Genomic DNA, 13,631 nt, shown 5'->3' on the forward strand with positions numbered 1-13,631 from the left:
GTGCGGGGCCCCGCCGAAAGCGGGACACGACAAAGGCCCGCGGCGCGCCGCCCATGGCGGACGCCCCGCGGACCGTCGTCCCCGTCAGCGCGTGCCGACCGCCGCGCGCACGGCCCGCCGGGCCAGCTGGCAGTCGTCGTGCAGCCGCCGCAGCAGCAGCCTCTGTTCCTCGCCGGACGGTGCGGCACCCGGGTGGGCCGAGCCCGGCGCCGCCGGGGCCGCGTCGTGCATCGAGCGCTGCACGGCCGTCTCGTACGTGCGGATCTCACGGGTCAGCACGAGCATCAGGTTCACCAGGAAGGCGTCCCGCGCGGCGGGCCCCCCCGACTGCGCGAGCTGGCTGATCTGCCGCCGCGCCACCGGCGCGTCGCCGAGGACCGACCACAGCGTCGCCAGGTCGTACCCCGGCAGGTACCAGCCCGCGTGCTCCCAGTCCACCAGCACTGGACCGGCCGGTGAGAGCAGGATGTTCGCGAGCAGTGCGTCGCCGTGGCAGAACTGGCCCATGCCCTGCCGGCCGGCCGCGTGCGCGATGCCGTGCAGCAGCTTCTGCAGGTCGCCCATGTCGCGGTCGGTGAGCAGCCCCAGCTCGTGGTACCGGGAGATGCGGGCCGCGTAGTCCAGCGGGGCGTCGAACGTGCCCGCCGGCGGGCGCCAGGCGTTCAGCCGGCAGATCGCGCCGAGCGCCGCCCTGATGTCCGCCCGCGGCGGGGCCTCCGCCGGATGCCGCTGGAGCGCCGCCACCCGGCCGGGCATCCGCTCGATCACCAGCGTGCAGTTGTCCGGGTCCGCCGCGATCAGCCGGGGCACCCGCACGGGCGGGCGCTGCCGGACGAACGAGCGGTATGCCGCTATCTCGTGGCGGTAGCGCTCGGCCCAGGCGGGGGAGTGGTCGAGTAAGCACTTGGCGACGGCCGTGCTGCGCCCGGTCGTGCCGACCAGGAGCACGGACCGCCCGCTGCGGCGCAGCACCTGTACCGGGGAGAACTCCGGGCAGATGCGGTGCACCGAGGCGATCGCGGTGCGCAGCTGGGCGCCCTGGGGGCCGGACAAGTCGAGTCTCCCGCTGAGCGGTGGCGTGCCGAGCCCCGCGGGGCGACGCGGCCGTCCCGCACCGAGTACGGGGGCCGGCCCCGGCCGGGCCGGGTCGAGGTAGGGGCCGCCGGCGCCCGGGCGGGCGCGCAGCGGCCGGGGCGGGGCGGACACGGAGGACGATGCTGCGTACATGGGAGAGACAGATCCCTTCGTGTGCCTGCTGCTTCGGTGCGCGACCCGGCCCGGACGCCCGGGTGCACCCTGGGGAATGTCCCTCGGCGACCGGGTCGGGGTGGCGCATTCCTACCTGACACCTGACGCCCCGTGGCACACCATCTGGCGCACCCTGGCGAACCGTGGCGAATAGTCGCCCGGCAACTCTCGGCGGGTCTACTGTCAACTCAGCCGAGTACCTGGGGGCTTGACGTGAGCGGACAACCCAACACCCGACTGTCGGACCTGTTCGGCCTGGCCGGCTGGTCCAAGGGAGAACTCGCGAGGCTGGTCAACCGGCAGGCGGCGGCCATGGGCCACCCCCAGCTGGCGACCGACACCTCCCGGGTGCGGCGTTGGATCGACGTGGGAGAGATCCCGCGCGATCCGGTGCCGCGGGTGCTGGCGGCTCTGTTCACCGAGCGTCTCGGCCGTGTCGTGACCATCGAGGACCTTGGTCTGGTTCGACACGGGCGTGCGGGGAAACGGCAGGGCGACGGGAGTGCGGAACATCCCGACGGAGTGCCGTGGGCGCCCGAGCGGACCGCCGCGGTCCTCACCGAATTCACGGGAATGGACCTCATGCTCAACCGACGCGGCTTGGTGGGCGCGGGCGCCGCGCTCGCCGCGGGATCCGCACTCAGCAGCGCCATGCACGACTGGCTGCACACCGATCCGGCACTCAAGGCAGACGCCCCGAACCTCGACCATCCCCTGCACGCCGACCCCGCTGGGTTCGACCGCTACGAGGCCGCCCCCATCGGGTCGCAGGAGATCGAGGAACTGGAGCGCTCGGTCGAGGTGTTCCGGGCCTGGGACGCGGCCCGCGGGGGCGGGCTGCAACGCAAGGCCGTGGTGGGCCAGCTCAACGAGGTGGGCGGAATGCTCGCCTACCGTCACCCACCGCATCTCCAGCGGCGCCTGTGGGGCGTCGCCGCCAACCTCGCCGTCCTCGCGGGCTGGATGTCCCACGACGTCGGCCTGGAGCCCACGGCCCAGAAGTACTTCGTCATCGCCGCCCATGCCGCGCGCGAGGGCGGCGACCGGCCGCGGGCCGGCGAGGCGCTCTCCCGCGCCGCGCGCCAGATGGTGCACCTGGGCCGGCCCGACGACGCGCTGGACCTGATGAAGCTCGCCCAGTCCGGCTCGGGCGACGAGGTGCTGCCGCGCACCCGGGCGATGCTCCACACCATCGAGGCCTGGGCACAGGCGTCGATGGGCAAGGGCCAGGCCATGCGCCGCACCCTCGGCCAGGCGGAGGACCTCTTCGTCTCCGACAAGAGCGACGTGCCGCCGCCGAGCTGGATGCAGACCTTCAAGGAGGAGGATCTGCTGGGGATGCAGGCCCTCGCCTACCGCACGCTGGCCGAGCACGAGCCCGCCGCGGCCGCGCACGCCCAGTACTACGCGGACAAGGCCCTGGCCCTGCGCAACGACGGCCGGCAGCGGTCGAAGATCTTCGACTTCCTGTCCATGGCCTCCGCCTGCTTCATCGCCGACGACCCGGAACAGGCGGACCGGTACGCGCGACTGGCCCTGGTGTCGATGGGGTCCAACTCCTCCCACCGCACCTGGGACCGGCTGCGCGAGATGTACCGGCTCACCGCCCAGTACTCCGGCTACCCGAAGATCCACGAGCTGCGGGAGGAGATCCGGCAGGCCCTGCCCAGGGTGAAGGGCAAGGGCAGCGGCGCTCAGGTGTAGCGCCCGGGTACGGGAGGACGGCGCACGGGTACGGACGTGCGGCGCACGCGAGTGGGACCGTCTGCCCGTTCGTGCCTCAGGCGATCCTGGCGACGAGCACGCAGGCGTCGTCCTCGCGCTCGTTCTCGCCGAACTCCTCCACGACGGTCCGTACACAGTCCTGCGCGGTGCGCGCCCCGCCGAGCCTCGGGGCGAGTCCGAGCAGTCGCCGCACGGTGGCCGGTCCGGCCCGCCGCGGACCCAGGCCGTCGGTGTGCAGCAGGAGCAGGTCGCCCGCCTTCAGGGTCTCCTCGGCCTGCCCGTAGACGGCCGACGAGGTGGCGCCGAGCAGCACGCCGTCCGGTGCGTCGAGCACGCGCCCCGTCCCGTCGCGGAACAGCAGCGGGGCGGGGTGGCCCGCCTGGGCCCACACCAGGGTCCGGGTGGCGGGCCGGTAGCGGCAGCAGACGGCGCTGCCCAGGGCGGGCTGCGCGGTGGCGTCCAGCAACTGGTTGAGCAGGTCCATGAGCCGGCCGGGTCCGGTGCCCGCCATGGCCATGCCCCGCAGGGCGCCCAGGAGCATCGCCATCTCCGAGGTCACGGTCGGCCCGTGCCCGGTCAGGTCGCCCACACTGAGCAGGGTGTCGCCGTCGGACAGCTCCAGCGCGTCGTACCAGTCGCCGCCGATCAGTCTGCTGGTCGAGGCCGGCAGGTAGTGGGCCGCCAGATCCAGGCCGGGGTGTCCCCGGTGCGGCGGCCGCGTGGAGCCGCGCCACGGCGGCAGCACGGCCTCCTGGAACTCCACCGCGAGCCGGTGCTCGGTCTGGGCGCGGTGCCGGTGGTGCTGGAGCGAGTCACGGGTCTCGCGTTCCGTCCGCTGGCTGCGGCGCAGTTCGCTGACGTCGCGCAGTACGGCCCACATCGCGTCGGTGCCGCCGTGGGCGCCGAGCACGGGCTCGCCCATCATGTGCACGGTGCGCAGCGCGCCGTCGGGCCGCACGACACGGAACTCCCCGTCGATGGGCTTGGCGTCCACCAGGCAGTCCGTGACCATCGAGGTGAGCCGGGGCCGGTCCGCGTCGAGCACCAGGGAGGGCAGTTCGTCGAGGGTGAGGGGCGGGGCCGCGGGGTCCCGGCCGAGGATCTGGTAGAGCTCGCCGGACCAGGTGGCCTCGTCGGTCAGCAGGTTCCACTCGGCGCTGCCGACCCGGCCGAGCGGTTCACCGTGCGGCGGTCCGCCCGGCGCGGCGGGGGTCCGGTCCTCCGGCCCTGCGAACACGGCCACCGGGGGCGGCCCGTCCCGCAGTTGCGCCAAGTGCTCGTCGACGTCGTTGAGCTGATGCAGGGCCAGATCGCACAGCGCGCGCTCCCACCGCCCCCGCGGGTCCGACCCGTCGTCCTGCGCGTCCCGCCGTACCGCGTCCACGTCCCCCTTGAGGCGGCGCGCCAGCGTTATGAGGGCGTCGACCGCGCCGCGTCCGGGCGGCTGCGCGGGTGGGTGGTCCGCGGAGAGATGGGACGGCATGACGCACTCCGAAGGGACGGTACGGCCAAGGCGTTGGGAGGGACCGCTACGACTGTTGCACAGCCCGCGACGCCCCGTAAGGGAATTGGCAACACCCGATACGGTGGTGCTTCTGGCATATGCCACAGTCTCCCCGGCCTCCCCGGCCGCCACCCTTTCCCTACTCGCCTCGTCCGTCAAGTCGTAGACGCCCTACGTGATTTGAGGGGCCGCGTGAGGTTTCCGATGCGCGTTCAGGCGGGTGTTCGACGGCACTGTGTTCGCTTCTGGTCCGCGCTGCGGCATCCGATCCGGAAGAGTGACACAGGTCACAGGAATTGGGTCGGGTGGAGGCGTAATGCAAACGGCTCCCGCGGACTCCTAACAGCACACGGCACAGCCGGCCGACCTCCGACCCGCAGGGGAGACCGACCATGGACGTCACGCTCGAACAGCCCGCCCGCGCCCGCCTGATCACCGCGGACGAGGAGGCGCTCCCCGTGCCCGTCACACTGCGCTACGCCTGCGCGGACCCGCTGGCCGTGCACCTGGACTTCCCGCCGGAGGTCTGCCTCGACGGCGCCCCGGTCTCCTGGACCTTCTCCCGGGCCCTGCTGGAGGAGGGGCTCGGGCAGCCCGCCGGAGCCGGGGACGTGCACCTGTGGCCGTGCGGAGGCGGCCGTACGGTGCTGGAGCTGCACTCGGTGTCCGGCCTGGCCCTGCTCCAGTTCGAAACGGCGGCGCTGCGCCGCTTCCTGCTGCGCAGCTACGCCGTGGTGGCGGTCGGCGAGGAGGACGTGGCCGCCGAGGTCGACCGCGGGCTGAACGCCCTGTTCGGCGCGGTGTGAGCGGTTCGGAGCGGGAGCGCGTTCCCCGAGCGGGCTCCGGCGCGCTCCTCGACGGGCCCCGGTGCGCCGGGCCGGGCGCGCCGGTGGCGGTCAGTGGCCGGACGCGGCGTACAGGCCGGGGCGCGGGGCGAGTTCGACCGTCGCGCGCCGGCCCTCGTCCAGCGCCCGGACCCCCGCCTCGGCGACGACGGACGCGGCGTAGCCGTCCCACGCGCTCGGGCCGGTGACGCGCCCCCGCCGGGTGGCGTCGACCCAGGCCCGCACCTCGCGGTCGTAGGCGTCGGCGAACCGTACGAGGTAGTCCTGCGGCACGTCCTCGCGGGCGCCGCCCCGGGAGGTGACGACCATGGCGCGGTCCTCGCCGATCCGGGCGCTGCCCGCCTCGCAGACCGCCTCGCAGCGCACCTGGTAGCCGAAGCCGCAGTTGACGAAGACCTCCACGTCCACGAGCGCGCCGCGCTCGGTCTCGAACAGCACGAACTGCGGGTCCGCCAGGCCCTCGGGGGCGCCCGCCGACGGCGCGGGACGCAGCACGGTCACGGCGGTCAGCTCCTGGCCGAGCAGCCAGCGGGCCGCGTCGATCTCGTGCGACACGGAGCTGTTGATCAGCATCGCGCTGGTGAAGTGGTCCGGCGACGACACGTTGCGGTGCGTGCAGTGCAGCATCAGCGGCCTGCCCAGCCGTCCGGAGTCCAGCAGGGACTTCAGGCGGCCGTACTCGGCGTCGTAGCGGCGCATGAACCCGATCTGCGCCAGCCGCCGCCCGAGCCGCGCCTCCGCCTCCACCACGCGCAGCGCCCCCGCCGAGTCCGGCACCATCGGCTTCTCGCACAGCACCGGCAGCCCGCGCGCGAAGGCCGCGAACAGCGCCTCCTCGTGCGCGGGACCCGGCGACGCGATCAGTACGGCCTCGACGCCGGGCGCGTCCAGGGCGGCCGCCGCGTCCGCGTGCACCGAGGCCCCCTCGATGCCGCGCAGGGCCTCCTCGGCCCGGGCCGTGTCGGGGTCGGCGACGGCGGCCACCCTGGCCCCGCTCACCACCCGGTCCAGACGCCGTACGTGATCGGCCCCCATGTGCCCGGCACCCAGCACGGCCACGCCCAGCAGGTCGCCCACGTGCGCCCTCCCCTGTCCGCCGACTGTCCCGCCGTAGCGTAGGACCTCGGCGCGGGCGGGCGCCCGGGCGCCCTCAGTAGCGCAGCACTCCGGCGATCCCCTGCGCGTCGGCCAGGGTGCCGTCCGGCACGAAGCGGACCTCGGCCCCGGTCTCCAGGCACTGCTCGACGATCTCGTCCACGATGTCCTCGCGGGCCTTGGGGTCGCCGCTGTCGGCCGGCACCAGGTGGTCGCCCATGTCGTCGCGCACCCGCACCTGGAAGTCCTCCTCGACGGCCAGCAGCCGCACGCGGCCCTCCCGGGCGTTCTGCCAGAGCTCGTCGACGCCCGCCGCGAACTCCTTGCGCCCGCGGGCGCTCTCCAGCTCCCGGGCCACGGCAGCGGCGCTGTCGCGGGCCTCCGCCTCCTGGACCGGCCGGATCGCCCGCCACACGGCCTCGTGACTGCCGTGCGCCAGACCCCCGTGCGGCACGTGCACCGCGTCCCGGGCGGCGCTGCCGACCTCGTCGAGGACGGTCAGTGCCTCCTGCTCGCCGGTGACGTACACCGGGCGCGGATGCTCGCGCAGGAGGGCGCCCAGCGCGCCGTCCGCCTCGCGCAGGAACTGGCGGGTGCGCTGGTCGCGGAAGACGCTCGGCGCGTCGCCGATCTGCTCCTGGCGCTCGGCGTCGAAGTTCTCGGCGAGATCCCTGGTCAGCGGGAAGCCGCCGATGCGCTCCTCCGTGACCCGGCCGGAGCCGCCGCTCCACAGCGTCACGCGGTCGGCCGAGACCGACAGCACCCAGAACGGGCGCTCGGCGGTCTGCGCGGAGACCAGGTTGCGGGTCAGGAAGGTGTCCGAGAGCACCACGCGCTCCGGCACGGTGCGGGCCAGCGACCACACCTGGTGCTCGCCCGGGGCGGCGAAGATCACCAGCCCGTCCTCGGCGAAGGCGAGGTCCACCTCGGCGAGGGCCTGGTCGAGCTGCCGGACGACGTCGGTGCGCCGCTCCCGGCTGATCGCCGGGTCGGCCTCCAGCTGCTTCTTGGCCTCGGCCACGACGTTGCGCAGCCGGACCGGATCCTGGGTGTTGTCCGGCTCGCGGCGGTGGGTCGGCGTGAGCACCGACACCGCGGGGTAGGGGCGCGGACGCCGCAGCTCGGCGAGGGTGGCGGGACTCAGATCGTGCTCCATGACAGCACCATAGGACCGATTCGCCGATCAGGCATTCGGGGCAATTCGATTCGCCGTGCGGGCTGGTGCGGTGCTATGGGCGGCGCCGTGCGGGTCCGGTGCGCGGGGTGGGCCGGTGTCCGCGGCGGGCGGGTTCCCGTACCGACGGGAGAGCGTCAACTTCCCACGTGCACAGGGAGGTTGAGGAAATCTTTACCCATGGCCGAAATCCCGGCGGGGCGCCCCGGTGCGCGGCCCCGCGCCGTCTGTCCCGGAGGCAAAACGCGGCCGAAACCACCGGGGTCGCCCGTCCCGGCCGGGCCGCCTCCGCGTTGACCGCGCCCGCGCCGGTGATCCACGCTCGTGGTTCAGATGCTCGATACAACCGGTTCGCCGGGCCCCGGCACCCGCCGTGTCCACGCAGGTGAGGGGCCCCACCGGCGAGCGGGACGGCGGGAGGTCGGACATGTGCGGCATCACCGGCTGGGTCTCCTACGACCGCGATCTGCGCACCGAGGCCGCGGCCCTGCACGCGATGACGGAGACGATGGCCTGCCGCGGCCCCGACGACCGCGGCGTCTGGACCGGTGGACCCGCCGCGCTCGGCCACCGCAGGCTCGCCGTGATCGACCTGCCCGGCGGCCGCCAGCCGATGACCGCGGGCACCCCCGACGGCACGGTCGCCCTCGTCTACTCGGGCGAGAGCTACAACTTCACCGAACTGCGCCGCGAACTCACCGCGCACGGCCACCGCTTCGGCACCGACTCCGACACCGAGGTCGTCCTGCGCGGCTACCTCGCATGGGGCGACGCCGTCGCCGAACGCCTCAACGGCATGTACGCCTTCGCCGTCTGGGACGGCCGCCACGACCGGCTCGTCATGGTCCGCGACCGCATGGGCATCAAGCCCTTCTACTACCACCCGACGCCCGACGGCGTCCTCTTCGGCTCCGAGCCCAAGGCGATCCTCGCCCACCCGCTGGCCCGCCCCCGGGTACGCCTCGACGGCCTGCGCGAGCTGTTCACCTTCGTCAAGACGCCGGGCCACGCCGTGTGGGACGGGATGCGCGAGGTCGAACCCGGCACCGTCGTCACCGTGGACCGCACGGGCGTGCACACACGTGCCTACTGGCGGCTGGAGACCCGGCCGCACCCCGACGACCGGGCCACGACGATCGCCACCGTCCGCTCCCTCCTGGACGACATCGTGCGCCGCCAGTTGGTCGCCGACGTGCCCCGCTGCACCCTTCTCTCCGGCGGCCTGGACTCCTCCGCCATGACGGCGCTCGCCGCCCGGCAACTCGCCGAGGACGGCGAGCGGGTGCGCAGTTTCGCCGTCGACTTCGCCGGCCAGACCGACCACTTCGTCGCCGACGACCTGCGCGGCACCCCCGACGCGCCGTTCGTGCACGACGTGGCGCGCGCCTCGGACACCGACCACCAGGACATCGTGCTCGACGCGCACACCCTCGCCGACCCGGCGGTCCGGGAGAAGGTGATCCGGGCCCGCGACGTGCCCATGGGCTTCGGCGACATGGACGCCTCGCTCTACCTGCTCTTCCGCAGCGTCCGCGACCACTCCACCGTCGCCCTGTCCGGCGAGTCCGCCGACGAGGTCTTCGGCGGCTATCTGCAGTTCTTCGACGAGAACGCCCGCCGCTCCGACACCTTCCCCTGGCTGGTGCGCCACGCCCGGGACTTCGGCGAGGACACCGAGGTCCTGCGCCCCGACCTCACCCGGGCCCTGGACCTCGGCGGCTACGTCGCCGACGGCTACCGCACCGCCGTGTCCGGCATCGACCGCCTGGACGGCGAGAGCGACTTCGAGTACCGGATGCGGCGGATCTGCCACCTCCACCTCACCCGCTTCGTACGCGTCCTGCTCGACCGCAAGGACCGGATGAGCATGGCCGTCGGCCTGGAGGTCAGGGTGCCCTTCTGCGACCACCGGCTCGTCGAGTACGTCTACAACGCCCCCTGGTCCCTGAAGTCGTTCGACGGCCGGGAGAAGAGCCTGCTCAGGGAGGCGACGGCGGACCTGCTGCCGAAGTCCGTGTACGACAGGGTCAAGAGCCCCTACCCGTCCACCCAGGACCCCAAGTACGCGGTCGCCCTCCAGGACCACGTCAAGGACCTGCTCGCCCGGCCCGGCCATCCGGTCTTCGACCTCGTCGACCGGGAGCGGGTGCGCCGGGCCGCGCACCACGACGCCCCGGTGAGCACACAGGCGGCGCGGCGCGGCCTGGAGAAGACCCTCGACCTGGCCCTCTGGCTGGACCTCTACCGGCCGGAGATCGTGGCCGGCTGAGCCCCGCCCCCTGCCTCAACCGCCCGCTTGCGTCGCCGGATCCGCCGGGCAGGAGCTGCCGCTGGAGGGCAGGGAGCCGTACAGCAGGAAGTCGTTCACCTTGCGGTGCACGCACTTGGAGGACCCGTATCCGGTGTGCCCGTCGCCCTTGTTGTCGAGCACCACGGCCGACGGGCCGAGCCGCTTCGCGGTCTCCTCGGTCCAGCGGTACGGCGTGGCCGGGTCGCCCCGCGTGCCGACCAGGAGCATCTTCGCGGTGCCGACGTCCTTCACCTTCTCGCGGATGTAGTCGGTGCCCTTGGGACGGCCGAAGCACATGAGCAGTTCCGTGAGCCGGTACGTGCCGAAGACCGGCGAGGCCTCCTGGTACTCGGCGCGCAGCCTGCCGAGGTCCGCGGTGATCTGACGGGCGCTCGGCCGGTCGGGGTCGTCGGCGCAGTTGACCGCCATCATCGCGGCCGACAGGTTGTCCGTCGGGACCTCGGCCGGATCGGCCAGTCGGCCGTCGTGCCGCTGGGTCCGCCGCCCGCTCGGCCGGGCGACGCCGCCGGAGGAGAACACCTCGATCGCGCGGGTGTCGCCGTCCTCGATCAGCGAGGTCACGGCACGCTCCAGAGACGGCCACATCTGCCTGCTGTAGAGCGCCTGTCCGATCGCGCCGACGAGGTCCTGGCCGGACAGCCGGCCGCCGGAACCCGTCAGCACGGGGTTTGCGTCGAGCGAGCGGACGAGCTGGAGCACCTGGCCGCCCGCCTGCCGCCGGTCCTGCCCGAAGGGACAGGCGACGTCCTGCACGCACCAGCGGAGGAAGTCGTCCAGCGCCGTCTGCTGCCCCTCGGCGGCCACCCTGCCCTGCTCGGCGAGCGGCTCGGTCAGCGTGTCCACCCCGTCCAGCGCCACCCGCCCCACCTTGCCGGGGAACTGGGCCGCGTACACCGCCCCGAGCCGGCTGCCGTACGAGAAACCCAGGTAGTTCAGCTTCCTGTCGCCGAGCGCCTGCCGTATGACGTCCATGTCCCGGGCGGCGTCGACGGTGCCTATGTGGGGCAGGACCGGGCCGGAGTGCCGGGTGCACGCGGTCGAGACCTTCCGCCACCGTTCCAGGGCCGCCTTGGGGTCGCGCAGGTCCAGGGCGCCCGCCGTGTCGGACGTGGCCGGATCGGCGCCCGCTCCGCAGCTGACCGGGGAGGACCGGCCGACGCCCCGCGGGTCGAAGGAGACCACGTCGTAGCCGTTGGTCAGGTCCATGAACTCCTTGCCGTCCGTCGCGAGGGCCGTGACGCCCGAGCCGCCGGGTCCCCCGAAGTTCAGCAGCACCGAGCCCCGCGAGGGCCCGGTCGCGCGGTAGCGGGCGAGGGCCAGCTCCAGGGTGCCGCCCCGCGGCCGGGCGTAGTCGAGGGGGACGGTGACCTTGCCGCACTGCAGGTCCTCCGGCAGACCCGCCTCGCACGCCCCCCATGTCACGTGCTGCCGGTAGAACCGGCTCGGATCGGGCCGCTCGTCGCCCGCGGCCGCCGCCGGAAGTCCCGCCCCGAGCAGGGCCAGTGCCACGAGCCCGACGCCCGCGCCGCGCCGTGTCATGGCTCGCCTCGACAGCTTGGCCTGCATCGATGCCTCCAAGGACGCTCCGCTGCGGACCGGGATCCACGCTCCCGCTCACCTTAAGCGGCCCCCCTGGGCCGCGCCTCCCGGCGATCGGCGTCGACGGCCGTCGGCGGGGGCCGGTTCCGGCTGCCGGTTCCGGCGACCGGTCGAGGCGGGCGGTCGGGCCGGGCGGTGCCGGTGGCCGGGGGACGGGGGCGGCTGTGCGGGGCGGCGTGTCCGTCCCGCCCCTCGCCGGCCGGGTGGGTCTTCACCGGCCGGGCGGATTTCGTACGTCGTTCGATCGCCATGCCCCCCAAAAGGGTGAAAGGCGGTCAAGCCATAACCGGAATCGTTCACCAGCGTTTTACCCGGTGCGGGTGAGCGCCCGCGACCATGTCTGGAAGGCAGAACACCTATGAAACGGCTTACCCGAAACGGTGTGATCGCCGTCGCCGCCGCCTCCGGCGCGATGGCCGTGGCGGGTCCGGTGTATGCCGACGCGGCGGCGGACGGCATCGCGGCCGGCTCGCCCGGTCTGATCTCCGGCAACACCATCCAGCTTCCTGTGCACGTCCCGGTGAACGCCTGCGGGAACACGGTGAACGTCGTGGGGCTGTTGAACCCCGCGGCCGGCAACACCTGCGCCAACGCGTCCGCCGGGGGCGCGCAGGCGCAGAGCACCGCGCAGGACTCGCCCGGAGTGGTCTCCGGCAACGGGGTGCAGCTGCCCGTGGACCTGCCGGTGAACGTCTCCGGCAACTCGGCGAACGCGGTGGCAGTCGCCAACCCGGTCTTCGGCGACAGCTCGACGAACGGCTCCGGCGACACCATCACGCCGACCACGCCGACCACGCCGACCACGCCGACGACACCGACGACGCCGAACCCGCCGACCACCACGACGCCGCCGACGCGTACCAAGCCGGAGCCGGCACCGCGCCCGGTGCACCAGGCGCCGCAGCCCGCTCCGCGGGCCGAGGGGTCGCTGGCCCACACCGGCGCCGACCAGGCGCTCCCCGCCGTCGCCGCCGGCGCGGCGCTCATGCTCGGCGGAGCGGCCCTGTACCGGCGCTTCCGGCCCGGCGCGAACCGCTGACCGGCGTGTGAGCACGGCGGTCGGCCCCACCGGGTCCGTGACCGGTGGGGCCGGCGCTGACCGGTGGGGCCGGCGCCGCCCCGGCAGCCGCGGTCCGACGGGCCGCGGCTCCGGCCGTCGGCGGGCCGGCCGACGGCAACCGGCGCGAAGTCGCCGTGACGCGGCCGCACATGATCCGCGAGGATGCATGCGTCGCAGCCGCCCGCACGGAATGGAGCACCGATGGCCTCTCCGGCTCCCGAGGACCTCGTCGTCACCCGGGCCACCCTGGAGGACTGGCCGGTGATCAGCGGGTGGGCCGCCGACGAGGGGTGGAACCCGGGGCTCCTGGACGGCCCCGCCTTCTTCGCGCAGGATCCGGACGGCTTCTTCCTCGGGCGGGTCGACGGCGACCCCGTCTCGGCGATCTCGGTCGTCCGACACGGCCCCGACTACGCCTTCCTCGGCTGCTACCTGGTCCGCCCCGACCTGCGCGGCCGCGGTCACGGACTGGCCACGTGGAAGACCGCCCTGGCCCACGCCGGGACCCGCACGATCGGCCTCGACGGCGTGGTGGCCCAGCAGGACAACTACCGCCGGTCCGGCTTCGAACCCGCCCACCGGACCGTCCGGTTCAGCGGCCCGGCATCCCGGACGGCGGCGCCCGCGGACGTGCGTCCGGCCGGTCCCGCCGACGTGGAGGCCGTCACCGCCTACGACGCCCTCTGCCACCCGGCCGCCCGCCCGCGCTTCCTCGCCCACTGGCTGACCACCCCCGGGCACCGCGCCCTCGTCCGCGGCACCGGCACGGGGATCACCGGCTACGGCGTCCTGCGCCCCGCCCGCGACGGCCTGCGCATCGGCCCCCTGTTCGCCGACACCGCCGAGGACGCGCGCGCCCTCTTCGCCGCGCTGATTGCCGGCGTCGAGGGCCGCCGGGTGTCCGTGGACGTGCCGGAGACCAACCGGGCCGGCATCGCGCTGGCCGAGGACGCGGGACTCACGCCCTCCTTCGAGACCGCCCGCATGTACACGGGCCCGGTCCGCCCGCACGCCCGGGAACGGATCTTCGGGGTCACCACCCTCGAACTCGGATAGGTCCCTTCTCTCGG

Annotated in this window: 10 protein-coding genes; 5 read left to right on the forward strand and 5 right to left on the reverse strand. The window is 74.0% G+C overall.

Going from position 1 to position 13,631, the window contains the following annotated elements:
- Window positions 1-84: 84 nt before the first annotated feature.
- Window positions 85-1,227, reverse strand: a complete 1,143-nt coding sequence (locus ACIPM1_RS07815; RefSeq protein WP_402430377.1) for an aminoglycoside phosphotransferase family protein — start codon at window positions 1,225-1,227, stop codon at window positions 85-87.
- 234 nt (window positions 1,228-1,461) lie between these two features.
- Here ACIPM1_RS07815 and ACIPM1_RS07820 point away from each other — a divergent pair, with 234 nt between their 5' ends.
- Window positions 1,462-2,952, forward strand: a complete 1,491-nt coding sequence (locus ACIPM1_RS07820; protein WP_402430380.1) for a hypothetical protein — start codon at window positions 1,462-1,464, stop codon at window positions 2,950-2,952.
- A gap of 76 nt (window positions 2,953-3,028) precedes the next feature.
- Here ACIPM1_RS07820 and ACIPM1_RS07825 read toward each other — a convergent pair whose 3' ends face one another.
- Window positions 3,029-4,456 carry a PP2C family protein-serine/threonine phosphatase gene (locus tag ACIPM1_RS07825; protein ID WP_402430383.1) on the reverse strand — a complete coding sequence of 476 codons (1,428 nt, stop codon included), beginning with the start codon at window positions 4,454-4,456 and terminating at the stop codon, window positions 3,029-3,031.
- A gap of 413 nt (window positions 4,457-4,869) precedes the next feature.
- Between ACIPM1_RS07825 and ACIPM1_RS07830 the strand changes: the two genes are divergently transcribed.
- Window positions 4,870-5,283, forward strand: coding sequence for an SsgA family sporulation/cell division regulator (locus tag ACIPM1_RS07830; protein WP_356189154.1), 414 nt, complete (start codon window positions 4,870-4,872; stop codon window positions 5,281-5,283).
- Window positions 5,284-5,373: 90 nt separating this feature from the next.
- Here ACIPM1_RS07830 and ACIPM1_RS07835 read toward each other — a convergent pair whose 3' ends face one another.
- The gene (locus ACIPM1_RS07835; RefSeq protein WP_402430387.1) at window positions 5,374-6,399 is read right to left on the reverse strand and encodes a Gfo/Idh/MocA family protein; all 1,026 of its coding nucleotides are present in this window, start codon (window positions 6,397-6,399) and stop codon (window positions 5,374-5,376) included.
- Between the two features lie 73 nt (window positions 6,400-6,472).
- Window positions 6,473-7,573 (reverse strand): chemotaxis protein, encoded by a 1,101-nt coding sequence (locus ACIPM1_RS07840; RefSeq protein ID WP_402430390.1) that lies wholly within the window; start codon window positions 7,571-7,573, stop codon window positions 6,473-6,475.
- A gap of 445 nt (window positions 7,574-8,018) precedes the next feature.
- Between ACIPM1_RS07840 and asnB the strand changes: the two genes are divergently transcribed.
- Window positions 8,019-9,860, forward strand: coding sequence for an asparagine synthase (glutamine-hydrolyzing) (gene asnB / locus ACIPM1_RS07845; RefSeq protein WP_402430393.1), 1,842 nt, complete (start codon window positions 8,019-8,021; stop codon window positions 9,858-9,860).
- A 15-nt stretch (window positions 9,861-9,875) separates the two neighbouring features.
- On the opposite strand, the gene ACIPM1_RS07850 is transcribed toward asnB, so the two are convergent.
- Window positions 9,876-11,468 (reverse strand): alpha/beta hydrolase, encoded by a 1,593-nt coding sequence (locus ACIPM1_RS07850; protein ID WP_402430396.1) that lies wholly within the window; start codon window positions 11,466-11,468, stop codon window positions 9,876-9,878.
- A 391-nt stretch (window positions 11,469-11,859) separates the two neighbouring features.
- Between ACIPM1_RS07850 and ACIPM1_RS07855 the strand changes: the two genes are divergently transcribed.
- Together ACIPM1_RS07855 and ACIPM1_RS07860 are read left to right on the forward strand one after the other, a co-directional pair.
- A complete protein-coding gene (locus ACIPM1_RS07855; RefSeq protein ID WP_402430399.1) occupies window positions 11,860-12,540 on the forward strand; it encodes a chaplin in 681 nt (226 codons plus the stop codon).
- Window positions 12,541-12,762: 222 nt separating this feature from the next.
- Window positions 12,763-13,617: a GNAT family N-acetyltransferase gene (locus ACIPM1_RS07860; protein WP_402430402.1), complete on the forward strand. Its 855-nt coding sequence runs from the start codon at window positions 12,763-12,765 to the stop codon at window positions 13,615-13,617.
- Window positions 13,618-13,631: the final 14 nt, after the last annotated feature.

The sequence above is a fragment of the Streptomyces sp. NPDC086766 genome (assembly GCF_044746005.1).
In the GTDB taxonomy this organism is placed as follows: domain Bacteria; phylum Actinomycetota; class Actinomycetes; order Streptomycetales; family Streptomycetaceae; genus Streptomyces.